Genomic DNA, 26,562 nt, shown 5'->3' with positions numbered 1-26,562 from the left:
AGGCTGCGCAAACAACTGGGCTCCTGCGTACCGCGGCAGGTCGACAGCATGCATACGACATTTCTTCTCAACGGAAGGCGCGTCACTGCAGATACCTCACCCACAACTACCTTGTTGGACTGGCTACGCGAAGATCAGCGCCTGACAGGTACGAAAGAGGGATGTAATGAGGGCGATTGCGGCGCCTGTTCGGTGATCGTGACGGATGAGGACGGGGCAAAGGCGTTAAACGCCTGCATACTGTTCATGCCCCAACTAGAGGGCAAAGCCATCCGCACCGTCGAAGGGATCGCCGCCCCAGACGGCACTTTGCACCCGGTGCAGCAGGCCATGATCAAACATCACGGCAGCCAGTGCGGGTTCTGCACACCAGGTTTTATCACCACGATGGCCTGCGCCCACCTGAACGGCGCCACTGATTACGACACCCAGCTTGCGGGCAATTTGTGTCGCTGCACAGGCTATGCGCCCATCATCCGCGCCGCCGAAGACGCCTCGGGGGCCCCTATCCCTGAGCATATGCACGACGCCACACTTCTTCAGGCTGAAAAAGCCACAGGGGAGGCGACGAAGGCAGAATCTCCAACCACGCCTGCCTCCCTCGCAACATGGATGGATGAAAACCCTGATGGCACATTGATTGCCGGGGCCACAGATGTGGGTCTTTGGGTGACCAAGGGTTTTCGCGAACTGGGGCCCGTTGCCTTTCTGAACCGGATTCCAGCGTTGTCCGGGGTCACCGTCACAGACGAAGAAATTCGCATCGGCGCCGCAACAACTATGAGCGAACTGCACAGCGCGATCATGCCCCACCACCCAAGCTTGGCCGAGTTGATTCGCCGCTATGGCTCTGTGCAGGTGCGCAATGCCGCGACCATCGGCGGCAACATCGCGAACGGTTCGCCCATCGGCGATGGCTCTCCTGCGCTGATCGCTTTGGGGGCCATTCTGCATCTGCGCAGTGTGAACGGGCTGCGCAGCTTGCCGCTTGAAGATTTCTTTGTCGAGTATGGCAAACAGGACCGCGCCAAGAACGAGTTCGTCGAGTCGATCACCATTCCACGTCAGGGCGATCACTTGCGGTGCTACAAGCTGTCAAAACGTTTTGACCAGGACATATCGGCGGTCTGCGGGTGTTTCTGGATCAAAACCGTAGACGACGTTGTACTTGCTGCGCGTCTCGCCTTTGGCGGCATGGCAGGCACGCCCAAACGCAGCCCACATGCTGAGGCGGCTTTGATCGGACGAAAGTGGAGCGAGACGGGCGTGGCCAAAGCCATGACCGCCTTGGCACATGATTTTACCCCACTCTCGGACATGCGTGCCTCTGCCAGTTACCGGATGGAAGCGGCACAAAACATGCTCCTGCGCGCATGGCTCGAAGATCAGGGACAGGTCGCGAACGTGCTTGAGGTCGGCCCATGAGCGTCGCCAAACCCCTGCCCCATGACGCCGCCCACCTGCATGTGACAGGTGCTGCACGCTATGTAGATGATATCCCGACGCCCGCCGGCACCTTGCACCTTGCCTTTGGGATGAGCACCGCAGCCTGCGGCACTCTGAACAACATGGACCTCGATGCCGTTCGTGCAGCGCCCGGTGTTGTCGCAGTGTTGACAGCACCCGATTTGCCCTTTGACAACGACGTCTCTCCGTCGGCTCACGACGAGCCGCTGCTGGCGACGGACGCTGTGCACTACGTGGGCCAGCCTGTGTTTCTGGTGATCGCCGAAACACATTTGCAGGCCCGTTTCGCCGCCCGTCTAGGCAAGATCGACATCACCGAAACAAAGCCCGTTTTCACCATTGAGGATGCATTGGCCGCCAATGCGCGGTTCGAGGACGGCCCGCGCATTTATGCGCAAGGAGACGCGGCAAGCGCTCTGGACGCCGCCGAAAACACCCTCAGCGGGTCTTTGGATATTGGGGGTCAGGAACACTTTTACCTCGAAGGGCAGGCTGCCCTTGTGCAGCCGGGTGAAAATGGGGACATGCATGTGATCTCTTCCACCCAGCACCCAACCGAAATCCAGCACAAGGTGGCCGAGGCCATCGGCCAGCCGATGCATGCGGTTCGGGTCGAAACCCGGCGGATGGGTGGTGGATTTGGCGGTAAGGAAAGTCAGGGCAACGCGCTGGCCGTCGCCTGCGCCGTCGCTGTGCGTCTGACGGGCCAACCCTGCAAAATGCGATACGACCGGGATGACGATATGATCATCACTGGCAAGCGGCATGATTTCCGCATCGACTACGACATCGGTTTCGATGAAGAAGGCCACATAACGGCGTTGGACGTGCGCCAGTACACCCGGTGTGGCTGGGCGCTGGACCTGTCCTTGCCCGTGGCAGACCGCGCAATGCTACATGCCGACAATGGCTATTGGCTGCCCAACATTCGGATCGAAAGCCACCGTTTGCGCACCAACACCCAAAGTGCGACCGCCTTTCGCGGCTTTGGCGGGCCGCAAGGCATGTTGGGGATGGAGCGGATCGTGGATCATGTGGCAGCCGAACTGGGGCTTGACCCCTTGGTGGTCCGCCAAAGAAACTTCTATGCCTCCTCTGGTCAAGAAATCCAGACAACGCCCTATGGACAGCCGGTTGAGGATTTCATCCTTGATGATCTGGTCGCGCAATTGGCCAAGACGTCTGACTATGATGCCCGCCGGGCCGCCGTCGCAGAGTGGAACGCCGCCAACCCGGTGCTGAAAAAAGGGATCGCGCTGACCCCGGTCAAGTTCGGGATCAGCTTTACCCTGACCCACCTCAATCAGGCGGGTGCGTTGGTACATGTCTATTCCGACGGATCGATCCATCTGAACCATGGCGGCACCGAAATGGGACAGGGCCTGTTCCAAAAGATCGCCCAGGTGGCCGCCAGCCGGTTTGGCGTTGCATTGGATGCGATCAAGATCACCGCCACTGACACCGCCAAAGTGCCCAACACATCAGCGACAGCGGCATCGTCTGGCAGTGATCTGAACGGCATGGCCGTCAAGGCCGCCTGCGACACCTTGCGTGACCGTATGGCCGAGCACTTGGCCCAACTGCATCAGTGCCACCCCGATGCCGTGGTCTTTGCCGAAGGCAGGGTTCAAGCGGGCGAGGCAGATTACAGTTTTGCCGAGGTCGCCGCGATGGCGCATCAGGCGCGCATCAGTCTGTCAGCCACAGGATTTTATAAAACCCCGGACATCCAATGGGACCGGATCAAAGGCCATGGCCGCCCGTTTTTCTACTTTGCCTACGGGGCAGCAGTAACCGAAGTGGTTGTGGACACTCTGACCGGCGAAAACCGCATTCTGCGCGCAGATGTCCTGCATGATGCAGGTGCGTCCCTTAACCCGGCACTCGATATCGGGCAGGTTGAGGGCGGATACGTTCAGGGGGCCGGGTGGTTGACGACCGAAGAACTGGTTTGGGACGACGCGGGCAGGCTGCGCACCCATGCGCCCTCCACATACAAAATCCCTGCCTGTGGCGACCGCCCTGACATTTTCAACGTCTCCCTGTGGGACGGAGAGAACCGCGCTGATACCATCTACAAATCCAAAGCGGTGGGGGAGCCGCCCCTGATGCTGGGCATCTCGGCCCTTCTGGCGCTGAGCGATGCGGTGTCCGCCTGTGGCCCCAACTATCCCGACCTGCACGCTCCCGCGACCGCCGAAAGCGTACTCGCCTCTGTCCACAAGGCTCAGGATGCTTGACCGCGACGCCCTGATCGCGGCCTGTGTGGCTCATGGGACTGTGGTGCGCGTCGTCGTCGCTGCTGTTCACGGATCAACCCCGCGCGAAGTCGGGGCATCCATGTGCGTCTGGGCCAATGGCCAGTCCGGCACCATCGGAGGCGGCGCGCTGGAATATGAACTGGCGCAGGCCGCCCGTGGGCTGACCAGTGATACTTCAAGCCGCCATGCCCTTGGTCCCGATCTGGGACAATGCTGTGGCGGCGCGGTCGAGGTGATCAGCGAAGTGTTTGATCTGGAACGCGCCCGGGCCTTGCCCGAAGACGTGATCGCCCGTGGGCCAGAACCAATGCCCATGTCCGTCAAACGGGTTCTGAAAATCGCGCGCAATCAGGGGCAGATGCCAAACGCCCAACGCATCGATGGGTGGTTGATCGAGGGGGTGCGCCCGCCGGACCAACCTCTTTGGATTTGGGGCGCGGGCCATGTCGGGCGCGCCCTTGTTGATGTTTTGCACCCTGTGCCCGGGATCACTCTGACGTGGGTTGATACCGCGGCGGATCGCTTTCCGAGTACGGTGCCGTCTGGTGTCACCGCGGTGCCTGCGCAAGACCCTTTGCTTTTGGTGCCTCATGCAGCGACTGACGCCGATCATTTGATCCTGACCTATTCCCATGACCTTGATCTGGGCCTGTGCCATGCACTGCTACAACGCGATTTCGCCTCTGTCGGGTTGATCGGATCAGCCACCAAGTGGGCCCGCTTTCGCAAACGGCTGTCTGCATTGGGCCATACGTCTGAGCAAATTGCGCGCATTACCTGCCCAATCGGCGATCCTGCTTTGGGCAAACAGCCACATATGATTGCGATTGGGGTTGCCCATCAGCTACTGATGAGGCGCAAACAGTCCCAATACCGGGCGGAGGTGCGCGCATGACAACACCCCTTTTGTCACTTTCAGGCCTGACCAAAGCCTACCCGGGGGTCGTTGCAAACGACACCGTATCCTTTGAAATCGGTGTTGGCGAAATCCACGCCCTTTTGGGGGAAAATGGTGCCGGGAAGTCGACTCTGGTCAAGATGATCTACGGGCTGGTCAAGCCCGACAGCGGATTGATGAAGATGCACGGCGATGACTTTGCCCCCGTCGACCCTCGGGCCGCGCGCGCGGCGGGCGTTGGCATGGTGTTCCAGCATTTCTCGCTTTTTGACGCGCTCAGCGTCGCCGAAAACATCGCCTTAGGCATGGAGGCTCCGCCACCCATGGCCACGTTGGCCAGCCGCATCAGTGAAGTGTCCGAGAACTATGGCTTGCCCCTGTCGCCGGATCGCACAGTGGGTGATTTGTCCGCAGGTGAACGCCAGCGCGTTGAAATCATTCGCTGTTTGCTGCAAGATCCTAAGTTGCTGATTATGGACGAACCGACCAGCGTGCTGACACCGCAAGAGGTGGACATCCTGTTCGAGACCCTGCGCAAGCTAAAGGCAGAAGGCACTGCGATCCTTTACATCTCGCACAAACTCGAAGAAATCCGCGCACTGTGCGATGCGGCCACGATACTGCGGGGCGGCAAAAATGTTGGCACCTGTGTGCCACGTGACACCTCGGCTCGCGAAATGGCCGAGCTGATGGTGGGCAGTACACTGGCCACACCCAAAGGGGCGGCCCATGCGACCGGGGATGTGATGCTGTCCGTCACGGGATTGTCCGCGGCGTCTCCGTCCGCTTTTGGGATGGCGCTGAAAGATATCTCGTTTGAGGTGCAGGCCGGTGAGGTGCTGGGCATTGGTGGTGTGGCCGGGAACGGTCAGGACGAATTGTTGGGCGTTCTGTCTGGTGAATTGCCGTGTATCCCCGGGATGGTCCAATTTCAGGGGCGCGATCTGTCTGGCATAGGCCCCGAAGAACGGCGTGGGCTTGGTGTGCTGGCCGCGCCGGAAGAGCGTTTGGGCCACGCCGCAGCCCCGGATATGTCGCTGACAGAAAACGCCATGCTCACGGGTATGGCGCGTGAGAAACTGTCGAAGGGCGGAATGCTCAACTGGGCACGTGCACGCGATTTTGCCGAACGGATCATCGCCGACTTTGATGTACGGACCCCGGGACCGCACAATGCGGCTCGGTCCCTGTCGGGGGGCAACTTGCAGAAGTTCGTGATTGGGCGCGAGGTGTTGCAACGCCCCGAAGTGCTGGTGGTGAACCAACCCACGTGGGGCGTGGATGCCGCAGCCGCCGCATCCATCCGGCAAGCTTTGCTTGATTTGGCGGCGGGTGGCACTGCCCTTGTAATCATTTCCCAGGATCTGGATGAGTTGATGGAAATTTCGGACCGTTTTGCGGCTCTGAACGAAGGGCGACTGAGTGCGCCAGTGCCAACAGCCGGTCTGGATGTGGAGCAGATCGGACTGATGCTGGGTGGCGCGCATGGAATGGAGGTGGCGCATGTGTGATCATTCAGGAGCCTCTGGGCGGAGTGTATCTGGCAAGATGAAGCGAGGGATGCACACGTGATCCGGCTTGAGAAACGGCCACAGCCGTCCGCGACGATGTCATGGGCCACGCCGCTCTTGGCCGTTGTGGCGACGATGATCTTTGGAGGAGCCTTGTTCGCAGCACTCGGCAAGGACCCGATCGAGGCCATTCTGACTATTTTCTGGGAACCACTCTTTGGCGAGTTCTCTTTTTTCTACCGCCCACAATTGCTGATCAAAGGAGCGCCTCTGGTGCTGATCGCCATTGGTCTTGCACTGGGGTTCAAAGCAGGAATCTGGAACATCGGGGCTGAGGGCCAATACATCGTCGGAGCCATTTGCGGCGCTGGCGCGGGTCTGGCGTTTTACCCGACAGAGAGCATTTTCATCTTCCCGCTGATGATTCTGGCCGGTGCGTTGGGCGGTTGCCTATGGGCGCTGATCCCCGGCTTTCTCAAGGTGCGATTTGGGACCAATGAAATCTTAGTCAGCCTGATGCTTGTCTACGTGGCCGAGCAGCTCTTGGCCTCCATGTCGTTGGGATTGTTGAAAAACCCCGAAGGGTTCGGCTTTCCGGGATCACGGAACCTGCAGCAATACCCATCCGCGCATAATGCAGAGATAATCACGAACACTGGAATGCACTGGGGGGTCGTCGCCGCCCTGATTGCAGTGATTTTTTCTTACGTCTTACTCACACGTCACCGTCTTGGGTTCGCCATCCGTGTGACCGGCGAAGCGCCACGCGCCGCCAAGTTTGGCGGTGTGAACCCTGCGCGACTGATCCTGTTTTGCCTCGGCATGTCGGGCCTGCTCGCGGGCCTTGCGGGCATGTTTGAAGTGGCGGGGCCCTCAGGGCAGATCAGCATTGATTTCAATGTGGGCTATGGGTTCACGGCAATCATCGTGGCCTTCCTCGGGCGGCTCAACCCGTTAGGGATTGTGGCGGCGGGTTTGCTCATGGCGCTGACCTATATCGGTGGGGATATTGCGCAGTCACAGTTGGGCCTCCCGGCTGCTGCCATTCAAGTGTTTCAGGGCATGCTTCTGTTTTTCCTGCTCGCTTTGGATGTTTTGACCAATTACCGCGTGCGGTTCGGAACAGGAGAAGTGGCATAATGGACCTTTCAGCCATCAACCCAATTCTTCTCATCGCGGCCATGATCGCGGCGTCCACCCCTATCCTGCTTGCCGCCATCGGCGAACTTGTTGTCGAACGTGCGGGTGTGCTGAACCTCGGGGTTGAGGGGATGATGATCACGGGCGCGGTGTGCGGATTTATCATCACCGTCAACACAGGTTCACCAACGGTCGGCTTTATCGCCGCAGCTGTGGGAGGCGCGGTGCTCAGCCTACTCTTTGCCTTCCTCACCCAAGTGGCGCTGGCCAATCAGGTTGCTTCCGGGCTTGCGCTCACCCTTTTCGGGCTGGGTCTGTCGGCCCTCATGGGCCAGTCCTATGTGGGGATCAAACCGCCCCGGACCGAGGCGACACCGCTTGGGCCTTTGGCAGATATCCCGGTGATCGGCCCAATCGTCTTTGGCCACGACATGATCGTCTACCTCGGCCTTGCCATCGTTGCTGCCACATGGGCGACGCTGAAATTCACCCGCGTCGGTCTGGTCTTGCGCGCAGTGGGCGAAAACCACGACGCCGCGCACGCGCTTGGTTACAAGGTCAAACGCATCCGCACCGCGGCAATCTTTTTCGGTGGAGCCTGCGCAGGACTTGGCGGGGCCTATATCTCGCTCATCCGCGTGCCTCAGTGGACCGAAGGGATGACAGCGGGCGTGGGGTGGATCGCACTCGCACTGGTGGTATTCGCCTCGTGGAAACCGTGGCGGGTTTTGCTCGGTGCCTATCTTTTTGGCGGAATCACTCAGTTGCAGCTAAACCTTCAAGGCGCGGGCGTTGCCATTCCGGTCGAGTATTTGGCAATGTCCCCTTACATCGTGACGATCATCGTATTGGTGATTCTATCCAGCGACAAATCACGCGCGCCCGGGTCACTGGGCCGTACATTCCACGCCTCGGGATAAGAGGCGCATAAACTAGGGGGTAATCCACTCATGAAATTCACCACACTGATGGCCAGTGCGGCACTTGCGCTTGGCTTTGCCGGCGGCGCCATCGCTGACGGTCACGAAAAGACCAAAGTCGGTTTCGTCTACGTTGGCCCAATCGGCGACGGCGGCTGGACCTACGAGCACGACAAGGGCCGTCTCGCGGTCGAAGCGGAATTCGGCGATGCCGTTGAAACCGTCTATGTCGAGAACGTGGCCGAAGGCCCTGACTCAGAGCGTGTAATGACGCAGATGGCGTTGGACGGGGCGGACCTGATCTTTACCACATCCTTTGGCTACATGGACCCGACCAACAACGTTGCGGCCAAGTTCCCGGATGTTAAATTCGAGCACGCCACAGGCTACAAACGCCTGCATCCAAACGTGTCGACCTACTCGGCCCGCTTTTATGAAGGGCGCGCCATTCAGGGCCACATCGCCGGCAACATGACCGAAAGCAACATCATCGGTTACATCGGCTCCTTCCCGATCCCCGAAGTAATCCGGGGCATCAACTCGGCCTATATCCACGCATCGCGCGTGAACCCTGATGTCGAATTCAAAGTGATCTGGGTCTACACATGGTTCGACCCGGCCAAAGAAGCAGACGCTGCTAAGGTTCTGATCGAACAGGGCGCAGACGTTGTTCTGCAACACACAGACTCAACCGCACCTCAGGCCGCAGCCCAAGAAGCGGGCAACGTGGTCACCTTTGGCCAGGCTTCCGACATGGGCCAGTATGCGCCATTCCCACGCGTCTCCTCGATCATCGATGACTGGGCGCCTTACTACATCGCCCGCACCAAAGCTGTGATGGACGGCACATGGGAACAAAAGGACACATGGGACGGCATCGGCCCAGGCATGGTTGGCATCGGCGAAATCAGCGACCGCGTCCCAGCGGACGTCAAAGCCGAAGCACTGGCAATGAAGGCCGCGCTGGGTGACGGATCCTATCACGCCTTCACCGGCCCGCTGAACAAGCAAGATGGCACTCCTTGGCTCGCCGAAGGCGAGACAGCGGATGACGGCACATTGGCTGGCATGAACTTTTATGTCGAAGGCATCGAAGGCGAAATTCCGCAGTAAGCGGCATCGCTGATGAACAAACAAAAGGCCCCGTCGTGTGCGGGGCCTTTTTTGTTGCGCGCGTGTAGCTGAAAAAAATCTGAAATGGACGGATTTTGCGGCTGCTCCCAGTCCTTGTTGACTGACAAACATGCGCACCCTATCGTCTTGAATGCCTAAGGATTACTCACTTGTTGGCGCTGAGGCGCATCGAGCTGTTGAAGCCAAGATAGCAAATCCAAATTGGTTCCGGCCAAGCATTGAACCTGCCGAAATCCGAAAGCTGATGAAAAAGTCTGATGCGATCGCGCTGCGCGATACGTTTATTTGGCTGGGTTTGATGTGCGTTTTTTCCGGGATAGCCCTGTTACTTTGGCCCACGTGGTGGTGCGCACCGTTTTGGTTGGCCTACGGGGTGCTTTACGGGTCAGCGGCAGATTCACGGTGGCATGAATGCGGTCATAAAACAGCATTCGAGACGCCATGGATGAATGAGGTTGTCTATCAGATTGCCAGCTTCATGATCATGCGCAATCCAGAGATCTGGCGGGCGAGCCATGTCCGGCATCACACAGACACAATCGTTGTGGGCCGCGATCCAGAGATTGTCGTCATGCGGCCACCGGATTTGGTTCGGATTGCTTTGATGTTTATTGGGGTGCGCGACGTCTATTTGGCAATGGGTCGGATGCTTTTACACGCCAACGGGCGCATTCACCCCGAAGAGGCCACATATGTCCGCGACAAAGATCACGGCCGTGTAATTCGAACTGCGCGGATTTGGTTGCTGATCTATCTGTGTACCTTTGCCATCTCGATTTGGCAGTGGTCTGTTCTTCCATTGATGCTGATCGGGTTACCGCGGCTTTACGGGGCTTGGCACCATGTTCTGACTGGGCTGCTCCAGCACCTCGGCCTCGCCGAAAACGTCACGGACCATCGCCTAAACACGCGCACTGTGATGATGAACCCGATTAGCCGCTTCATTTACTTAAACATGAACTATCACGTGGAACATCACATGTTCACGATGGTTCCGTACTACAATCTGCCCAAATTGCGTAGGTTGATTGAGCAGGACCTTCCTGCTGCCGACCCCTCAATTTACGCGGCATTTCGCAGATTGCTGCCCGTTCTGTGGCGCCAACTTAAGAATGAGGATGCCGTGATTGTTCCTTCATTACCCGATGGAGCGGCCCCCTATCGACCAGAAGTAGACAAGCTACTCCCGAACGCTGTCTGACAAGAGCTTTGGGCCGCAGAACGGCGAGGTGGCGCAAAGTCTGCTTTTGGAGACAAAGCAGGCTTCTTCCAAGCTCATCGTGTATGTGCGTGCCGTTACAACGACACCCACGCCGCATTGCGTGCAGAAGACCGCACACAAGCGTCGATGAACTGCACTCCGCGTAACCCATCCTGAATGGTTGGATACATCACATCCGCCGCCACCGGTGTGCCCGATCGATGCGCCTCAATCGCATCTGCCGCCTCGGAATAGATATTGGCAAAGCCTTCCAGATACCCCTCGGGGTGACCGGGTGGTATTCGGCTCATCCGGGCTGCGGCATCGCCGGCCCCTGCCCCATTTCGGGTGATCTTGCGCGTGGGCTCTCCGAACGGCGTGTGCCACAGGTAATTCGGATCTTCTTGCGCCCATTCAAGGCCGCCTTTGTCCCCATACACCCGGACGCGCAAAGCGTTCTCGTTGCCTGGCGCGACTTGTGAACACCAAAGCATCCCCTTTGCTCCGCCTTTGAACCGCAGCATCACATGGCCGTTGTCATCTACCTGACGGCCCAGAACAAACGCATCCAGATCAGCAGCAAGACTCTCGACCTCTAAGCCAGTGATGAAGCACGCCAGATTGTGAGCATGGGTCCCGATATCCCCTGTCGATCCGCCCGCGCCCGAGCGCGCCGGGTCGGTGCGCCATTCGGCCTGCTTGAAGGTCTCGTCCTGCGTCAGCCAGTCCTGCGGATATTCGACCTGCACGACGCGAATGGTACCAATCTCACCTGCATCAACCATGGCCTTGGCCTGCCGCACCATCGGGTAGCCCGTATAGTTGTGGGTCAGCACAAACAACGCATCCGAGCTTTCCGCCGCCTTCACCAGTTTCTTGGCGTCCGCCAAAGTCGACGTCAGCGGCTTGTCGCAAATCACATGAATGCCGCGCTTCAGAAACTCGCGCGCTGCCGCAAAATGCACGTGGTTCGGGGTCACGATGGACACGGCCTCGATTCCATCCTTGAGCCGGGCCTCGCGGATCGCCATCGCTTTGAAATCGTCATAGATGCGCGGCAGGCCCAGCGCCTCACCTGAGGCCTGTGCCTTTTCCGGGGTCGAGGACAGAGCACCGGCAACCAGTTCAAACCGATCATCTATGCGGGACGCAATGCGATGCACGCCCCCGATAAAGGCGTCATTTCCGCCGCCCACCATACCTAGTTTGATCCGTGCCATCTTAAGTAATCCCCAGCATTTTACGGTTCGCCGCTTCGTCCGTTCCGCCATCGGCAAAATCATCAAAGGCGCGTTCGGTAACGCGAATGATGTGATCGGACACAAACTGCGCACCCTCGCGGGCACCGTCTTCGGGATGCTTTAGGCAGCACTCCCATTCCACAACGGCCCAGCCATCGAAATCATTGGCCGCCATCTTGGAAAAGATCGCCGCAAAATCAACCTGCCCGTCGCCCAGCGACCGGAAGCGTCCAGCGCGGTCCACCCACGGCTGATAGCCCGAATAGACGCCCTGCCGACCCGTCGGATTGAACTCCGCATCCTTGACGTGGAACATCTTGATCCGGTCTTTGTAGATGTCGATGTTGTCGAGATAATCCAGACATTGCAGCACGTAGTGACTGGGATCATAGAGCATGTTGCAGCGCGCGTGATTGTCGACCCGCTCCAGAAACATCTCGAACGTCACACCGTCGTGCAGGTCCTCACCGGGGTGAATTTCATAGCAAATGTTAACGTCATTGTCCTCGGCATGATCCAGAATTGGACGCCAGCGTGCTGCCAGTTCGTCAAAGGCCGTCTCAACCAGCCCCGCTGGACGTTGCGGCCACGGATAGACATACGGCCACGCCAGCGCGCCGGAAAAAGAAACGTGGTTCTTGATCTCCATATTGGCCGAGGCACTGATCGCCTTCATCACCTGATCGACTGCCCATGCCTGACGGGCTTTTGGGTTCCCATGCACGGACGGATCGGCAAAGCCATCAAAGGCGGCATCATAGGCCGGGTGCACCGCAACCAACTGTCCCTGAAGATGCGTTGACAGCTCGGTGACTTCGATCCCGTTTGCTGCCGCCTGCCCCTTGAACTCATCGCAGTATGTCTTGCTCTCTGCCGCTTTGGCCAAATCAAACAAGCGCGCGTCCCAACTGGGCACCTGAACACCCTTATAACCGCAATCAGCCGCCCATTTCGTGATCGAATCCCACGAGTTGAATGGTGCCTCATCGCCTGCAAATTGCGCCAGAAACAGAGCTGGTCCTTGTATCGTTTTCATGAGTGTTCCTCCCAAATCATACGCCCATCTAGGGGCCCATATTTTCCTTAAGATAGACGTCGATCCGAATGCGTTCCTGCGCAAGGTTTATTGGCATCCGATCACTGTTGGCTCGCATTATGCGCACGGCGGAGCGCACCAGATGGCCTGCATCCTGACTTATGACCGCATCAAAATGACCAGACGCCAAGGCCCCGCGCGACAGGTCCGTCAACTCGTGTGCGACCACGATGGGGCGGTGCGTTTGATCATGTGTCGCAAAAAACCGCAGCAAGCCATCGTTACCCGCAGCTGATGAGTAGATTCCGATGATATCCGAATTTTCCGCAAAGGCATCTGGCAGCAAGCGCTGAATAAGGTCCGGATCGTCACGCCCCTCAAGCGAAGCCAAAACATCCAGATGGGGAAAATCCTCTGCCATGACCTCGTCAAAACCAAGGCGACGTTCCAGATGATCCCGCGCCAGCATGGATCCGGTCAGCACCAGGATTTTACCGTTCCTTTGACCAACAAACCGGCCCAGCAATTGCGCGGCGGTGCGCCCTGCGGCGATGTTGTCCACACCCACATAATTGTCCCTCTCTGAACTTGGCAAATCAGAGACAAGCGAGACAACCGTGACGCCATGTGCCTTAAGGTGCGCCACAGAATCCCGCACCGATGGCGTTTCCGGGCCAAAAATGGCGACGCCATTCACTTGGGTCGGATCAATCGCATCTACCGCACTGGCCAACGCCATAGGGTCAAACGCGGCCACGCGAACAAAGGTTAATTTGGTCCGGTCCTGCCGCAGCCCGCGACCAAGCAACTCGATTTGCGTTTCCAGCAGTGAAATGAATTCGTTCTGCGTCGCAGGCAAGATGAAGGTGAAATGATAGACCCGCCCCCGCGCAAGATTAGCGGCCGCCGTGTCGCGCACATATCCCAGTTCAGCAATCGCCGCGTTCACCTTGCGCACCGTCACCTCACGCACCCCGGGGCGCGCGTTCAGAACCCGGTCCACGGTCGCAAGGCTGACCTCAGCGACACGGGCTATGTCGTTGATCGTGGGATTGGAAAGGGTGTCGTCGGGATGCTTCACTTTCGTCCTTTGTGTGTATTTTCACATTGCCTTTGCCAGCCCTTCGAACAGGCGCGCCACAGCTTCGGCGCCGGGGTCGTTGTGACCCAGCAGGTTCTCTTCGGGCACATAAGACGCACGGCCTGCCTTGGCCTGCCCCATCGACGCGGTTTCATCCGCGCCCGCCCGGGCAGCAGCGGCCGCTACAGAAATCCCTTCTGGCAACGCGGCCAGAGCAGGCGCGAGCGCGTCAATCATCGTGCGATCCCCCTGCGCAGCACCACCGACCTGGCTGATCCGATCCAGCCCGGCCTTCAGCGCCTTGGGGGTCGGCTTGCCACTGGCACAGGCATCGCCGGTCGCGCCAAAGAAAATGGCAAGGATCACGCCAGAAGACCCACCCATCGTCTGGCTTAACTCATTGCCGATTGCCCGGAACAGTTGCGTGAGGTCAGCCAATGGCATCCGATCTAACGCCCCCTTCAGCGCACGGGCGGCTGTGGCCAGCGTGCTGCCTGTATCCCCATCACCCGATTTCGCATCGAGCGTATTCAAATCGTTTTCCGCAGCAATCAGCAAATCACAACACTGCGCTATGATGGCAGCGGTTTTGTCATTGGCGGACGGAATGGGCTGGATCGGGCTCAACCCGTCTGGCAAGGGCTGTACCTTGACCGGCGCGATATCCTTCATGCCCGGCCACGCAGCCAGATCGACGGGCGCGGACAACGGCGCAAGGTTTGTATCGTCCACAGGCAGGACAGAGACCGAAAACCCATGCATATCCAGCGATGTCATCAACGGAGCGGGGCCAATGATATGTTTGATATTGCCCGCCTTGGGCGAGGTTGCCAGGCAATGGGCAAGGATCGACATCTCTAGCGGCGAGGTCGAGCCAAGGTTGTTCAGAATGGCCACATGTTCGCCGGTTTCGATTTTGGCGCTGAGCTTGTCCAGAACCATGTCCATTGCGGAATGCGCACCTTCCAGTGTGACCTGCTCCACTCCGGCCTCGCCGTGAATGCCAAGGCCCAGTTCAGCCTTGCCGACAGGAATGCGATTTTCCTTGGCCGATCCGGGCACGGTGCATGTATCCAGCGACATCCCGATCGAGGACATAGCCGCAATGGTGCGATCTGCTGTTGCCTTGATCGCTGCCAGATCAGCGCCGTTTTCAGCCATATCGCCCACGATCTTGTGGACAAACAACGTGCCCGCCACCCCGCGCGGTTGCGGCAGATGTGGCAAGGCGATGTCGTCGTCCACAATGACCATCTCGACCTGAAGCCCGAAGGCGCGCGCGCGCTCAGCCGCCAGACCAAAATTCAGACGGTCCCCGGTGTAATTCTTGACGATCAGCAAACAGCCCGCCTTGCCGGTCACCGCCAGAATGCCCGCTAGGACTGCATCAACAGACGGAGATGCAAAAACCTCGCCGCACACCGCAGCGGTCAACATACCGCGCCCGACAAATCCCGCATGGGCAGGCTCGTGCCCTGACCCGCCACCGGAAATCAGCGCGACCTTGGATTTGTCCCAATCTGCACGGCAGACCACCTTGATATGCGGATACCCATCCAGCCGGGTCAGCGCGCCACCGGAGGTTTCCAGCAAGCCGTCCACAGCGTCCGTAACAAGCGTGTCCTTGGCATTGATAAACTGGCTCATGTCACTGTCCTTCCTTACGAAATGCGTGCGCCTTCGGCGTCAAAACACAACGGGTTCTTTGGCGCGATCTTGATATGTGCACCCGGGGTATAGGTCGTGTGGGGGTCGGCAATGGTGGTGATGGCGTGGCCTTTAAGGACCAGATGCAACCGCGCCTGATCGCCCAGATGCTCAACCCGCTGCACTTCGGCCTCTTGCCCTTCGCCTTGATGGATGTGTTCGGGGCGCATCCCGATCTGCGTTACACCCGCAGGCATCCCGCCAAAGACATCCGCCGGCACAATGTTGATGCGGGGCAGCCCAAGACGCGAGGCGACATAAAGGCTGTTGGGATTTTCATAGATCTCGCGTGGTGTGCCGTATTGCACAAGCCGCCCTTCGTTCAGAACACCCACATGTGTCGCCATGGTCATCGCTTCGATCTGGTCGTGGGTGACATAAAGCAGGGTAGCGCCAAGGTTCGCCTGAATGCGCTTCAACTCGACCCGCAGATCGGTGCGCAGCTTAGCATCGAGCGAACTCAGCGGCTCGTCCATCAGGTAAATCGACGGCTCGCGCACCAAGGCGCGCCCGATGGAGACGCGCTGCATCTCGCCCCCCGACAGGGCCGTGGCCTTGTTGTCGAGTTTGTGGGAAATTTGCAGAACGCTGGCCACTTCGGCCACTTTGCGTTCGATCTCGTCCACCGGTGTGTTCAGGATCGGCGATTTTAGCGGAAACGCCAGATTGTCCCGTACACTCAGATGCGGATAGAGCGAGTATTGCTGGAACACCATCGCCACGTCGCGTTGCGCCGGTGTCTCGGCACCAACATTGCGTCCACCAATCCAGACCTCGCCCGCATCAGCCTTTTCCAGCCCCGAAATCAGACGCAAGGTTGTCGTTTTACCCGCGCCCGTCGGCCCCAACAGCACAACAAATGCACCGTCTGGGATGGTCATCGACACGTCTGCTATACCGACATCGGTGCCAAAGGATTTAGACAAACCTTTCAGAATAACCTCAGCCATTGGTCAGCACCTCGTTGTTGAGGTCAGAGCGCAGGGCGTGACCACTACCATCATCAAAGAGTGTGATGGTTTTCGGGTTAAACCCAAGTCCGACCTTTTCGCCCACCTTGGCCACCTGCGCGCTGTCGATGCGTGCCTTCAATTCCCCATTGGGAGTGTCCAAGGTTATGATCTGAGTGGTCCCAAGGTATTCAGAAGCCAAAACCTCACCACGATAGGCACCGCTGTCCGACAGCGTCACATGTTCGGGGCGCACCCCAAACACCAGCTTGCCCGACGCGCCCTGACGCGTGCGTGGCACGTGCATCACTTCACCACCCAGCGTCACGCTCTCGGCCCCTTCTCCGACGTTGCCGTCAAAGTGCAGAAAGTTCATGGAGGGCGAACCGATGAAGTCGGCCACAAACATCGTCGCAGGCTTGTCATAAATTTCCTGCGGAGTGCCGAATTGCTCGACCACCGCGTTGTTCATCACCACGATCTTGTCGCCCATCTGCATCGCCTCAAGCTGATCATGGGTGACGTAGACGGTGGTGGCGTTCATGCGATCATGCAGGGCGCGCAATTCCTCGGACATATGCTCGCGGAATTCGGCATCGAGCGCACCCAAAGGCTCATCCATCATGAAGGCCTTGGGATCACGCACAATGGCACGGCCCAGCGCAACACGCTGCCTGTCCCCACCGGACAGCCCGCCCACAGGGCGGTTCAAAATATCCTGAATGCCAAGGATCCCGGCAACTTCTTCAACCTTCGCCTTAACGTCCTTGCGGGCCATGCCCTGCGACACCAACGGATAACTGAGGTTCCGGCGCACGTTCATATGCGGATAAAGCGCAAACATCTGGAAAACAAACGCGATGTCACGCTTTGATGGCGGCAACTGGCTGATCTCTTCGCCATCGAGATAAATTTCGCCCGACGTGGGCAATTCCAGCCCGGCAATCATGCGCAAGGTGGTGGTCTTGCCGCAGCCCGAAGGACCGAGCAGCATGAAGAACTCGCCGTCCTCGATTGTGAAGGAGCTCTCCTTCACCGCGTTGAAGTCGCCAAAATCCTTGCGGATGTTCTTGATCTGGATCTGAGCCAAGTCGGCTACTCCTTGAAGTGGGAGACAATGATGAACATCACGGTGCCCACCAGTGTGACGATGAAGGAATAGGTGTAGAGCCACAGCACAAATGGCTGCATCAACATGAACACCCCAAGCCCGATGAGAATTGTGGCCAGCATCTCCCACGGGCCACGGCGCAGGCGCATCAATCCGTTCAGAAAATTGCTCATTTGCGCACCGCCCCAAATGTGATCCCGCGCAACAGATGCTTGCGCAACAGGATGGTGAAAATCATGACCGGCAGCAGGAAGATGGTGGCACCCGCTGCAACCGCAGGCCAGTCCAGTCCGCCAACACCGATGATTGTCGGGATGAACGGAGGCGCTGTCTGGGCCGTGCCAGATGTCAGCAGCACCGCGAAGGCATATTCGTTCCAGGCAAAGATCAGACAGAAGATAGCCGTGGAGGCGATGCCCGTCGCCGCCTGTGGCAACACCACTTTGTAAAACGCCTGAAAGCGGGTGTAGCCATCGATAAGTGCCGCCTCTTCATACTCCAACGGAATCTCGTCGATGAACCCTTTAAGCAGCCATACGGCAAGGCTGATGTTTACGCCCGTGTACAGCAAGATCATGCCCAGATGCGTGTCGCTGAGACCCAGCTGCCGGTACATCAGGAAAATCGGGATCGCGACCGCAATGGGTGGCATCATCCGCGTACTGAGGATGAAGAAGAGTAAGTCATCCGCTAGCGGTATCTTGAACCTCGAAAACGCATAAGCCGCTAATGTGCCGAGGAAAATACTGAGGAAGGTCGAGCCGAAACCGATGATCACAGAGTTCAGGAACCGCTCTCCGAACTTGGACGGGCCCGCGATGACCATGTCGTATTCACGCACGATTTCATCATACCAGGTCTGCGGCGGGTTCGCCGCAAGGAATTCGTCCGTTTGTCGGGTGCGGGTCGTGAACAGGTTCACGTAGCCCTCAAGCGTGGGTTCAAACAGAACTTTCGGTGGATAGCTGATCGCATCTGCGGGCGACTTGAACCCGGTCAGCATGATCCACGCCAGCGGCACCATAGTGATGAGCGCATAGACGATGACCAACGTGCCCGCGAACCATTTGGAGCGTTTGGACGGCTCTGTGACGGAGAAACTGCTCATCTTTCTTTCACCTTGTTCAACGCTTTGACGTAGATCGAGGCGAGCCCGAATACGGTTACAAAGAGGATGATGGCATAGGCCGAGGCATAGCCGGTGCGCCATTTCTCAAACGCCTCTCGCTTGAGGTTGATTGAGGTCAGTTCTGTGGTGGATCCCGGGCCACCGCCCGTCAACTGCACAACAAGGTCGAACATCTTGAAGTTTTCGATCCCCCGGAACAGGACCGCCAGCATCAGGAACGGCAGGACCATCGGGATGGTGATTGTAAAGAACTGGCGCAGCTTGCTGGCGCGATCAACCTCGGCGGCCTCGTAAATATAGTCAGGGATCGACCGCAACCCGGCCAGACAGATGAGCATCACAAAGGGCGTCCACATCCACGTGTCCACAATAACGATGGACCACGGCGCCAACTGTACTGACCCAAGCATCTCGAAACTCGATGGGTCCTTACCGGACAGGAAGGCCACAACATAGTTAAACAGACCGATCTGAGGCTGATACAGGAACTTCCAAAAGTTACCGACAACGGCTGGGGACAGCATCATTGGCAGCACGATGATCGTGGTCCAAAGGTCGTTACCTTTGAATTTCTTGTTGATCAGGTAGGCCAGCGTAAAGCCGATGAGCACCTGAAAGAAGATCGTCCAAAAAAGGAAATGCGCGGTGGCCTGCATGTTCAGCCAGATGTCGCTATCGGTCAGGATCCGCTCGTAGTTGCGCAGGCCTACGTAGTCGACCTCGCGGTTCGGACGGTTGGCTCGAAAGTTGGTAAAGCTAAGGTTTATCGTCCAGATCAACGGAAAGATGTTGATCGCCAGCAGCAAAAAGATCGTGGGGCCAACGAAAATCCATGCAATGGCACGGTCGCTCAGTCCTTTGATCTTGCGCGCAACACCGACCGGGGTCGCTTGGGCCGCGCGGGTGGCAGGGGTATCAGTCATGCGGGATGATCCAAACGTGAGGGTGCAGGGAAGGCTTGCCCCGAACAGATGTTCGGGACAGCCCGTCTTGGGTGATCACCCGCGCAAACGGGTGATCAGGGAGGCGTCAGAGTTTGCCTTCGTCCTCGAAGACTTCGGTCCAATCCTCGACCAGTTTGTCCAGCGCTTCTTGCGCTGTGCCCTGATCGGCGACGATGTAGTCATGCAGACGTTTTTGCATGGCCAGCAACAGTTCGGCATAGGCCGGCTCCTGCCAGAAGTCCTGCACCGAGCCCATTGCTTCGAGGAAGTCACCAGCAAAAGGTGCGCTGTCCTTGAAGCCGGGGTCGTTCAGGACCGAGTTGTGCGCCGAATAGCCGCCCAGCTCCCACCATTTCGCCTGAACGTCGGGGTTGGCGAACCACTTGATGTACTCAAGTGCTGCATCCTGCTTGTCGGAATAGGCCACAACAGAGATGCCCTGACCGCCCAGCGTCGAACCCGCGTTGTTCTGTGGTGGGTTCACAAAGAAGTCGATCTTGTCGCCGCCCGTGTTCGGGTCTGCATAGAGGCCCGGGAAGAAGGCAAACCAGTTCATCGCCATAGCGACCTGACCGGATTTGAACGCATCAAGGCTCTCGCCCATGTAGCTGTTCGTATAACCCGGAGGCGTCGCAGTTTCGTAGAACTCTTTATAGAATTCAAGGGCTTCGACTGCTTCAGGAGAGTTCACAGCGCCGTCCATGTCATAGGAACCAGGCGTGTTCTCGTACTTGAAACCCCAAGGATACAGCGCGGACGTCACACCCATTGTGATGCCTTCAGACCCGCGCTCGGTGAAGATCGCAGCGCCATAAACGGTTTGGCCATCAATCTCACGGCCTTGGAAGAACTGTGCGATTTGCAGCATTTCTTTTTGGCTTTGTGGCTCGCGCAGATCCTCACCGGTGGCCTCTTTGTAAGCGGCCTGAATGTCTTCGCGACCAAACCAGTCCTTGCGATAGAACCAGCCATTCGCATCACCCATCGCTGGCAGCGCATAGTAGTTCGGCGTGCCTTTGGGCCACGTCGAATAGGCATAGACAGTAGCGTCCGCAAAGTCGGACATCGAAATGCTTTCGGCCTCAAAGAAGTCGTTGAGTTTGACGTAGTGGCCATTCTCGGCACCGCCGCCGATCCACTGGCTATCGCCAATCAGCAGGTCACACAATTTGCCGCCCGAGTTCAGTTCGTTCAGCATCCTGTCGGCAAAATTGGGCCATGGAATGAACTCAAAGCTCATCGTGTGACCTGATTGCGATTCAAATTCCTTGCTCAGTTCGACAAGCGCGTTGGCCGGGTCCCACGCCGCCCAGCACAATGTCAGATCTTCGGCCTGTGCTGTGCTTGCAAATGACGCCGCTGCAATGCTGAGGGCGCTGGCTGAGGCCAGTTTCAAATGTTTCATAGGTTCTCCTCCCAGAGTGAAATCGTCGACCTTCTATTTGGGTCGGCGAATCGTCCATTGGACACCTATGACGCTATTTGAGGTACGCACCTCACGTCCACACATTTTTTGAGGTGCGCACCTCACTTGACTCAAAAACTTTAACAGGCCACTGATTTAAAATAACTTTTAGTGAAAAAATCTTTGAGGTGAACCAGCGCCCAAGCCATCCAAGGCTTCGCTCGAGCAAACAAACCCACCCAAAAAACAACCCAGATCAGGAAGAAAAACAAACCAGCATTTAGCACCAAACACTCCGCAACCCCGCCGTAAAATCACCCCCCACAAAGGGGGTGATCATGCGTGTTTCGCCGCATGGGCTTGCGTTGATAAACCCGACTATCCGCGTCTTTGAGGCAGACATTTGCGTCGCGCAGGCCCGTTCAGCCTGGGAAAATCCGCGCCATTTGCGCATCAAAATAAACCCATGTCATCGTAGCCTTGTTACCCGCAAAGCCGTGATAATGAGATTGCCCTGTATCATTGGGCAGGCCCGCCCAAATCTTGGCGAGGTTGTTCATAAAGGTTTGGCGGTCCAGATCTCCGGCCAAAAACTGGTGCAGCCCCGCTTCATAGAGAAGAAGGTTGGCCAGTTGGTCCTGCACCTGCGGGCTAAACCGGACTTCATGATTCAGACCCATCCGGCGCACCAGACGGCGCAAAGTGGGCGGGATGAACTGGTAGCGACCTATCGCGTGGGGTTGTCCGGGGGTGTCATCAATCCACGCGTAAATCTGCGCAATGGTCAGGGTCGTCGGTGGGCCACTGGGCAGAATATCTGCACCATATTGCACCGCGTCATACCCTTTGGCTCCGGCCTCTGCCTGCGCAATCAGTGCGCGCAACTGCCCCACAGGCCCCAAATCATGAAACGGCATCGCGCCGAGGCCAGACGTCACGCGGATAGACACAGGCATCGGGCGAAACAGGCTGTTCCCGTTTTTGCCCGCAAACAGGCTGGGCGAATGGGACGCGCTGGCCCTAGCCTGAACAAATAGCGGAGCCCGTTCCGTCAGAAGACTGCCCCGCGCCGCCATCGGCAGCGCCTCTGCCGAGGCAAAAGCCGCCTGCAAACAAAGGCCAACGCAGGCCAAAAGGCCCCACATCCGCTCCATACCAACCTCATTCTGAAATCATCGCGTTTGGGCAAAGTGGAACATGGACGTTGAAAACAGGTTGCCATGCCATCAGCCCGAGTCAAAAAGTCATTCAAATGTTATGTATCGACATATTTGGCCACGCCCGCATTTGAGCATGCAGATCCACAGCCTTCGAAAGAAGGCCTCATACTATCAAAATCATGGCGAATGGCAGACCGCTTCAATATTGTGTCCGTCCGGATCAAGCACAAAGGTTCCGCAATAGTCTGCATGGTAATGCAAGCGCAGCGCAGGCGGCCCATTGTCCGTCCCTCCTGCATCAAGCGCTGCGGCGTGAAACGCATCCACCGCCGCGCGGCTGTCGGCCCGTAACGCGATGTGCATCATGCCCGTCGTCGCCCGCTCTTCAGCCAGCCAGAACCATGGGCGGTCATCCCCGTACCCTGTCACCTTCACACCACCAGAGTGTTCAAGTGGTACGTCAAACACCCGCCGCACACCCAAAGGCGCAAACGCAGAATCGTAAAAGGCGGTAGAGCGGTCAAAATCCAGAACGCCAAATGTGATGTGATCAATCATGGCTGGCCTCCTCGCGACTCTGTGCTCGGCCCCTCACAGGTGCGCATCGAACATCTCCCACACTGGTATTAGTCCTTTTGCATTGGTCAGGGTCGCCTTCATTACACCTGTCTTGCGCCAATCTCTTGGTATCGGCGAACTGACGGTCAGGCCTTTGCGCTTGAGCAACTCTGCGTGCGGGTGATCCTTGTTATATGGCTTGGGCACGTTCTTCAAAGGCTCAGGGCCCCAATCCCCCAGTTCAGCGCCCAGCGTATCGCGAGCATCATCCAACGCGGATTGCAGCCCGTCCCCCCAACTGTCCACAAACGCGCGGTAGCGGGCCAAAGCCTCACCCTTCAACCCGACCACCCCCATGCCCAGAACAAAGTACTCGCGGCTCAATCCCCAAAACCACACTGGCGCCAACGGATCCTTGTCGGCAGGCTGCCACATCATGTGCAGGTGCGTGTTCAGCGGCGTCTTGTCCTTGGAAAAGCGGACATCTCGATAGATGCGAAACACTTTCGAACTGTGGGGCTTGCCAGTCAGGCGCGCAATATCTTCGGCCATCAGATCGGCAAAGAACCCGGCAGGGCCAGCGATAGCTTCCTTGTAGTGTTCTTTTCGCGGATTGAACCAGTCTTTGGAGTTGTTGGCCTCCAACTGCGTGAAGAAGGCAAGCGCCTCTTCTACTATTTTCTCGAACCCGTCCGCCATTTCGACACCGCCTTCCATGCTCCGGGAGCGAGGGTAACACAGACCAAAACCGAGACCAGTTTGCCATTTACGCTTTGGTAACACACGACATCGTACGCCCGGTCAACCATACCCCGGTGCACGACGTGGTGCACACATTGTGCGACCCCCAAAGCCCTTGGTTAACTGGCTTTGGCAATGATTCGCGCCGCACACCCATTAACCGTTGCACGCGCGGTCCCAGTCATGGCACCAATTGGGGTATGATTACCTCCCTCAATGGCACCCCGCTCTCACGCCTCACTTTTGGTACAATGCAATTTGGCGGCAATGCTGACGCCGCAGACAGCCGGGCCATGTTTGACGCCGCGCGCACTGCCGGTATCACCCATTTTGACACCGCTTATGTCTACAACGGCGGCGCCTCCGAAACCCTGCTCGGCGAAATGATCAAAGAAGAGCGCGAAAGCCTGATCATAGCTACAAAGGCCGCTTATGATGGCGGGTCGAGCCGTGAAAACATCCTCACTGGTTTTGACATCTCCCAACAACGGCTTGGGCTCGACGTGGTCGACATTCTCTACCTGCACCGCTTTGACGACGACACGCCATTGCAGGAAACGTTCGACGCGCTCGCAACCCTCAAACACGCTGGCAAAATTCGCCACATCGCGGTCTCAAACTTTGCCGCATGGCAAGTGGTCAAGGCCCAGCGCGTTGCCCTAGGGTTCGACGTGATGATCGAAATGGTTCAGCCCATGCACAGCCTCGTCAAACGGCAGGCCGAAGTCGAAATCTTCCCAATGTGCGTCGATCAAGGGCTTGAAATTGTGCCTTATTCCCCGCTTGGCGGCGGTTTGCTCACCGGCAAATACGCAGGCGGCGGCACCGGGCGACTAACCGAAGATCACCGGTACGCGGCGCGCTACAATGTCGACTGGATGCACCAAGCAGCCGTTAAACTCGCCGCCCTTGCAGGCGATATGGGCGCAAGCCCGGCGACGTTGGCTGTGGCATGGGCCATGGCGCATCCTGCCCGGCCCCGCCCCATCATTTCAGCCCGCTCATCTGAGCAACTGGCTCCATCGCTGGCGGCCCTCGACTTCGACATGACACCCGAACTCTATGAACAAATCTCCGGCTTCAGTGTCACACCGCCCCCCGCCACGGACCGGATCGAAGAGGCATGAGCGACGTCATCGTGATCGGCGGGGGCATTGCAGGTGTCTCTGCCGCAGCACGGTTGTCAGCCCATGCAAAGGTTACTCTGATCGAGGGCGAAGACGCGCTTGGCTACCACGCTTCGGGTCGTTCGGCGGCCCTGTTTGAAGAAAACTACGGCCTGCCGTCCGTCATTACGCTGAACCATGCCAGTGCGGCCTTCCATCAACCTTATCTCAGCCCCCGCGGTTTTCTGCTGGTCGGTCGCGCAGGCGAGGACGAGGCGTTCGAGAAAGATGCAAAAACTCTTAAATGCCCCGAAATATCAGTCAATGAGGCGCGCAACCACGTTCCCATCCTGAACGAAACAGTAACCCGCGCAGCCTATCACGCGGACGCCTTCGACATCGACACCGACCGTATGATTCAGGATTTCGCAAAGACAGTGCGCGCAAATGGCGGGCAGGTTCTGACCGGGAGCGCGGTCAGCGCGATCAGTTTTGACCAAACGTGGTCCGTGCGTTGCGGCAACGAAACATTAACCGCAGATCTGCTGGTCAACGCCGCCGGTGCATGGGCCGATCAAGTGGCTGTTATGGCTGGGATAAACCCAGTCGGGATCACCCCACATCGCCGATCAATGGCGCGCATCCCGGCCCCCGGCGGGCACGATGTGTCCCGCTGGCCGATCTTCTTTGGCGTGGGAGAGACGTGGTACGCCAAACCCGACGCAGGCGCATTGCTGGTCTCTCCGGCGGATGAAGACCCGGTCGAGCCACATGATGCATGGGCAGACGACATGGTTCTGGCCGAGGGACTTGATCGCTATGCAAACCACGTCACCGAACCGGTCACACGGCTGACTTCGTCCTGGGCAGGTTTGCGGAGCTTTGCGCCGGATCGCACGCTGGTTCTTGGGCAAGATCCTGAAAATGAAAGTTTTATATGGTGCGCAGGTCAAGGCGGGTATGGCTTCCAAACGGCTCCCGCTGCCAGCCAACTGCTGGCCGATCTCACGCTTGGGCACGCACCCGAGATCGACAGCGCAACCATCCAATCCCTTTCTCCCGCCCGCTTTCACAAGGATTAAACATGGCACTCCGCATCCTCGCCGTCCTGCTTCTCCTCCTGTCCGCCTGCGGGCCCAGCCCTGAACAGTTCAACGGCCGCATGGAAATCGGGGACACCGCCCCGGTTGTCTTCTCTGGCCGCCAACCCAAAAGGTTCCCGGTACGCGGCATGGATGCCGCACGCTTCCAGACTTCCGTCGATTGGGAACGCGCCAAGGCCGTCGGAATCGAGTTCGCCTTTCTGAAAGCGACTGAGGGTGGAGATCTCAAGGACATAAAGTTTGACGATCATTGGCGCAGCGCCGGGCGGGCCGGGATCGTGCGCGGGGCCTATCATTTCTACTATTTCTGCACGACGCCAGAAGTGCAGGCAAAGTTCTTTATCGACATAGTCCCACGCACACGCGGCACCTTACCCCCCGTTCTGGATATGGAATGGAACCCGTTTTCCCCAACCTGCCAGCGCCGCCCAGACGGCGCGACCGTCCGCAATGAAATGCAGCGCTGGATAGACATCGTGTCTGCACACTTTGGGCAGAAACCGATTATTTACACCACGCCACGCTTTTACCGGGAAAACGGATTAAGTGCTTTCAAAGGCGTCGAATTCTGGTTGCGCACCACCGCCAAATCCCCGGCCGAAGCCTATCCGGGACAGTCGTGGCGCTTTTGGCAATACACGGCCACCGGCACCCTGCCCAATACACCCGGATTGGTGGACATCAATGTCTTCAATGGCAGCGCTGAGTCTTGGCAGTCCTGGTTGGACCAGCGCACAATTCGCTAAGGAAACACGTCG

At 58.1% G+C, this 26,562-nt stretch carries 24 protein-coding genes; 11 read left to right on the top strand and 13 right to left on the bottom strand.

Going from position 1 to position 26,562, the window contains the following annotated elements:
* Nucleotides 1-48: 48 nt before the first annotated feature.
* The 8 genes from xdhA to DHN60_RS05050 all read left to right on the top strand — a co-directional run bounded on the left by xdhA (nt 49) and on the right by DHN60_RS05050 (nt 10,532).
* A complete protein-coding gene (gene xdhA, locus DHN60_RS05085; protein ID WP_108836350.1) occupies nt 49-1,425 on the top strand; it encodes a xanthine dehydrogenase small subunit in 1,377 nt (458 codons plus the stop codon).
* Nucleotides 1,422-3,707 (top strand): xanthine dehydrogenase molybdopterin binding subunit, encoded by a 2,286-nt coding sequence (gene xdhB, locus DHN60_RS05080; RefSeq protein ID WP_108836194.1) that lies wholly within the window; start codon nt 1,422-1,424, stop codon nt 3,705-3,707. The genes xdhA and xdhB overlap by 4 nt, the downstream gene beginning before the upstream one ends.
* Nucleotides 3,700-4,623 (top strand): xanthine dehydrogenase accessory protein XdhC, encoded by a 924-nt coding sequence (gene xdhC / locus DHN60_RS05075; RefSeq protein WP_108836193.1) that lies wholly within the window; start codon nt 3,700-3,702, stop codon nt 4,621-4,623. Before xdhB ends, xdhC begins: the two co-directional genes overlap by 8 nt.
* Complete coding sequence (locus DHN60_RS05070; protein ID WP_108836192.1) at nt 4,620-6,137, top strand: ABC transporter ATP-binding protein; 1,518 nt, start codon at nt 4,620-4,622, stop codon at nt 6,135-6,137. Before xdhC ends, DHN60_RS05070 begins: the two co-directional genes overlap by 4 nt.
* A 57-nt stretch (nt 6,138-6,194) precedes the next feature.
* Nucleotides 6,195-7,277 carry an ABC transporter permease gene (locus DHN60_RS05065; protein ID WP_108836191.1) on the top strand — a complete coding sequence of 361 codons (1,083 nt, stop codon included), beginning with the start codon at nt 6,195-6,197 and terminating at the stop codon, nt 7,275-7,277.
* Entirely contained in the window at nt 7,277-8,197 is a 921-nt protein-coding gene (locus DHN60_RS05060; protein ID WP_108836190.1) for an ABC transporter permease, read from the top strand. Before DHN60_RS05065 ends, DHN60_RS05060 begins: the two co-directional genes overlap by 1 nt.
* Before the next feature lie 30 nt (nt 8,198-8,227).
* The gene (locus tag DHN60_RS05055; protein WP_108836189.1) at nt 8,228-9,310 is read left to right on the top strand and encodes a BMP family ABC transporter substrate-binding protein; all 1,083 of its coding nucleotides are present in this window, start codon (nt 8,228-8,230) and stop codon (nt 9,308-9,310) included.
* Between the two features lie 151 nt (nt 9,311-9,461).
* Nucleotides 9,462-10,532: a fatty acid desaturase gene (locus DHN60_RS05050; protein ID WP_108836188.1), complete on the top strand. Its 1,071-nt coding sequence runs from the start codon at nt 9,462-9,464 to the stop codon at nt 10,530-10,532.
* A 95-nt stretch (nt 10,533-10,627) separates the two neighbouring features.
* Here the strand turns inward: DHN60_RS05050 and DHN60_RS05045 are convergent, their stop codons facing one another.
* From DHN60_RS05045 to DHN60_RS04985, 13 genes are all read right to left on the bottom strand, one after another.
* Nucleotides 10,628-11,752 carry a Gfo/Idh/MocA family protein gene (locus DHN60_RS05045; RefSeq protein WP_108836187.1) on the bottom strand — a complete coding sequence of 375 codons (1,125 nt, stop codon included), beginning with the start codon at nt 11,750-11,752 and terminating at the stop codon, nt 10,628-10,630.
* Between the two features lies 1 nt (nt 11,753).
* Nucleotides 11,754-12,809: a sugar phosphate isomerase/epimerase gene (locus tag DHN60_RS05040; RefSeq protein ID WP_108836186.1), complete on the bottom strand. Its 1,056-nt coding sequence runs from the start codon at nt 12,807-12,809 to the stop codon at nt 11,754-11,756.
* A 28-nt stretch (nt 12,810-12,837) separates the two neighbouring features.
* Nucleotides 12,838-13,890: a LacI family DNA-binding transcriptional regulator gene (locus tag DHN60_RS05035; RefSeq protein ID WP_108836185.1), complete on the bottom strand. Its 1,053-nt coding sequence runs from the start codon at nt 13,888-13,890 to the stop codon at nt 12,838-12,840.
* 21 nt (nt 13,891-13,911) lie between these two features.
* Nucleotides 13,912-15,537: a dihydroxyacetone kinase subunit DhaK gene (locus DHN60_RS05030; RefSeq protein WP_108836184.1), complete on the bottom strand. Its 1,626-nt coding sequence runs from the start codon at nt 15,535-15,537 to the stop codon at nt 13,912-13,914.
* 14 nt (nt 15,538-15,551) lie between these two features.
* Nucleotides 15,552-16,547: an ABC transporter ATP-binding protein gene (locus DHN60_RS05025; RefSeq protein WP_108836183.1), complete on the bottom strand. Its 996-nt coding sequence runs from the start codon at nt 16,545-16,547 to the stop codon at nt 15,552-15,554.
* Nucleotides 16,540-17,637 carry an ABC transporter ATP-binding protein gene (locus DHN60_RS05020; protein WP_108836182.1) on the bottom strand — a complete coding sequence of 366 codons (1,098 nt, stop codon included), beginning with the start codon at nt 17,635-17,637 and terminating at the stop codon, nt 16,540-16,542. Before DHN60_RS05020 ends, DHN60_RS05025 begins: the two co-directional genes overlap by 8 nt.
* A gap of 5 nt (nt 17,638-17,642) precedes the next feature.
* Entirely contained in the window at nt 17,643-17,831 is a 189-nt protein-coding gene (locus DHN60_RS05015) for a hypothetical protein (protein ID WP_093973891.1), read from the bottom strand.
* Nucleotides 17,828-18,766, bottom strand: a complete 939-nt coding sequence (locus tag DHN60_RS05010) for a carbohydrate ABC transporter permease (RefSeq protein ID WP_108836181.1) — start codon at nt 18,764-18,766, stop codon at nt 17,828-17,830. The genes DHN60_RS05015 and DHN60_RS05010 overlap by 4 nt, the downstream gene beginning before the upstream one ends.
* Complete coding sequence (locus DHN60_RS05005) at nt 18,763-19,710, bottom strand: carbohydrate ABC transporter permease (protein WP_108836180.1); 948 nt, start codon at nt 19,708-19,710, stop codon at nt 18,763-18,765. The genes DHN60_RS05010 and DHN60_RS05005 overlap by 4 nt, the downstream gene beginning before the upstream one ends.
* A gap of 106 nt (nt 19,711-19,816) precedes the next feature.
* The gene (locus DHN60_RS05000) at nt 19,817-21,136 is read right to left on the bottom strand and encodes an ABC transporter substrate-binding protein (RefSeq protein WP_108836179.1); all 1,320 of its coding nucleotides are present in this window, start codon (nt 21,134-21,136) and stop codon (nt 19,817-19,819) included.
* Nucleotides 21,137-21,558: 422 nt separating this feature from the next.
* Nucleotides 21,559-22,290, bottom strand: coding sequence for a hypothetical protein (locus tag DHN60_RS04995; RefSeq protein WP_234423525.1), 732 nt, complete (start codon nt 22,288-22,290; stop codon nt 21,559-21,561).
* Nucleotides 22,291-22,473: 183 nt separating this feature from the next.
* Nucleotides 22,474-22,854: a VOC family protein gene (locus DHN60_RS04990; RefSeq protein ID WP_108836178.1), complete on the bottom strand. Its 381-nt coding sequence runs from the start codon at nt 22,852-22,854 to the stop codon at nt 22,474-22,476.
* A gap of 33 nt (nt 22,855-22,887) precedes the next feature.
* A complete protein-coding gene (locus DHN60_RS04985) occupies nt 22,888-23,571 on the bottom strand; it encodes a TIGR02453 family protein (RefSeq protein ID WP_108836177.1) in 684 nt (227 codons plus the stop codon).
* Between the two features lie 224 nt (nt 23,572-23,795).
* Between DHN60_RS04985 and DHN60_RS04980 the strand changes: the two genes are divergently transcribed.
* The 3 genes from DHN60_RS04980 to DHN60_RS04970 are packed head-to-tail and all read left to right on the top strand — an operon-like array spanning nt 23,796 to nt 26,550.
* Nucleotides 23,796-24,722, top strand: a complete 927-nt coding sequence (locus tag DHN60_RS04980; protein ID WP_108836176.1) for an aldo/keto reductase — start codon at nt 23,796-23,798, stop codon at nt 24,720-24,722.
* Entirely contained in the window at nt 24,719-25,783 is a 1,065-nt protein-coding gene (locus tag DHN60_RS04975; RefSeq protein ID WP_108836175.1) for an FAD-binding oxidoreductase, read from the top strand. The genes DHN60_RS04980 and DHN60_RS04975 overlap by 4 nt, the downstream gene beginning before the upstream one ends.
* 2 nt (nt 25,784-25,785) lie before the next feature.
* Nucleotides 25,786-26,550, top strand: a complete 765-nt coding sequence (locus DHN60_RS04970; RefSeq protein WP_108836174.1) for a GH25 family lysozyme — start codon at nt 25,786-25,788, stop codon at nt 26,548-26,550.
* Nucleotides 26,551-26,562 lie beyond the last annotated feature (12 nt).

Source organism: Tateyamaria sp. Alg231-49 (assembly GCF_900143535.1).
GTDB lineage: Bacteria > Pseudomonadota > Alphaproteobacteria > Rhodobacterales > Rhodobacteraceae > Tateyamaria.
The sequence above is the reverse complement of the archived record's forward strand: the minus strand, read 5'-3'. Positions and strand labels throughout refer to the sequence as shown.

What these genes read in the sequence shown, in the direction of transcription:
- DHN60_RS05005 (WP_108836180.1), bottom strand. Translation starts at nt 19,710, where the DNA reads ATGACTGATACCCCTGCCACCCGCGCGGCCCAAGCGACCCCGGTCGGT.
- DHN60_RS05060 (WP_108836190.1), top strand. Translation starts at nt 7,277, where the DNA reads ATGGACCTTTCAGCCATCAACCCAATTCTTCTCATCGCGGCCATGATC.
- DHN60_RS04990 (WP_108836178.1), bottom strand. Translation starts at nt 22,854, where the DNA reads ATGATTGATCACATCACATTTGGCGTTCTGGATTTTGACCGCTCTACC.
- xdhB (WP_108836194.1), top strand. Translation starts at nt 1,422, where the DNA reads ATGAGCGTCGCCAAACCCCTGCCCCATGACGCCGCCCACCTGCATGTG.
- DHN60_RS05025 (WP_108836183.1), bottom strand. Translation starts at nt 16,547, where the DNA reads ATGGCTGAGGTTATTCTGAAAGGTTTGTCTAAATCCTTTGGCACCGAT.
- DHN60_RS04985 (WP_108836177.1), bottom strand. Translation starts at nt 23,571, where the DNA reads ATGGAAGGCGGTGTCGAAATGGCGGACGGGTTCGAGAAAATAGTAGAA.
- DHN60_RS04995 (WP_234423525.1), bottom strand. Translation starts at nt 22,290, where the DNA reads ATGGAGCGGATGTGGGGCCTTTTGGCCTGCGTTGGCCTTTGTTTGCAG.
- DHN60_RS04975 (WP_108836175.1), top strand. Translation starts at nt 24,719, where the DNA reads ATGAGCGACGTCATCGTGATCGGCGGGGGCATTGCAGGTGTCTCTGCC.
- xdhC (WP_108836193.1), top strand. Translation starts at nt 3,700, where the DNA reads ATGCTTGACCGCGACGCCCTGATCGCGGCCTGTGTGGCTCATGGGACT.
- DHN60_RS05070 (WP_108836192.1), top strand. Translation starts at nt 4,620, where the DNA reads ATGACAACACCCCTTTTGTCACTTTCAGGCCTGACCAAAGCCTACCCG.
- DHN60_RS05030 (WP_108836184.1), bottom strand. Translation starts at nt 15,537, where the DNA reads ATGAGCCAGTTTATCAATGCCAAGGACACGCTTGTTACGGACGCTGTG.
- DHN60_RS05015 (WP_093973891.1), bottom strand. Translation starts at nt 17,831, where the DNA reads ATGAGCAATTTTCTGAACGGATTGATGCGCCTGCGCCGTGGCCCGTGG.
- DHN60_RS05040 (WP_108836186.1), bottom strand. Translation starts at nt 12,809, where the DNA reads ATGAAAACGATACAAGGACCAGCTCTGTTTCTGGCGCAATTTGCAGGC.
- DHN60_RS05010 (WP_108836181.1), bottom strand. Translation starts at nt 18,766, where the DNA reads ATGAGCAGTTTCTCCGTCACAGAGCCGTCCAAACGCTCCAAATGGTTC.
- DHN60_RS05050 (WP_108836188.1), top strand. Translation starts at nt 9,462, where the DNA reads ATGCCTAAGGATTACTCACTTGTTGGCGCTGAGGCGCATCGAGCTGTT.
- xdhA (WP_108836350.1), top strand. Translation starts at nt 49, where the DNA reads ATGCATACGACATTTCTTCTCAACGGAAGGCGCGTCACTGCAGATACC.
- DHN60_RS04980 (WP_108836176.1), top strand. Translation starts at nt 23,796, where the DNA reads ATGATTACCTCCCTCAATGGCACCCCGCTCTCACGCCTCACTTTTGGT.
- DHN60_RS05055 (WP_108836189.1), top strand. Translation starts at nt 8,228, where the DNA reads ATGAAATTCACCACACTGATGGCCAGTGCGGCACTTGCGCTTGGCTTT.
- DHN60_RS05000 (WP_108836179.1), bottom strand. Translation starts at nt 21,136, where the DNA reads ATGAAACATTTGAAACTGGCCTCAGCCAGCGCCCTCAGCATTGCAGCG.
- DHN60_RS05045 (WP_108836187.1), bottom strand. Translation starts at nt 11,752, where the DNA reads ATGGCACGGATCAAACTAGGTATGGTGGGCGGCGGAAATGACGCCTTT.
- DHN60_RS04970 (WP_108836174.1), top strand. Translation starts at nt 25,786, where the DNA reads ATGGCACTCCGCATCCTCGCCGTCCTGCTTCTCCTCCTGTCCGCCTGC.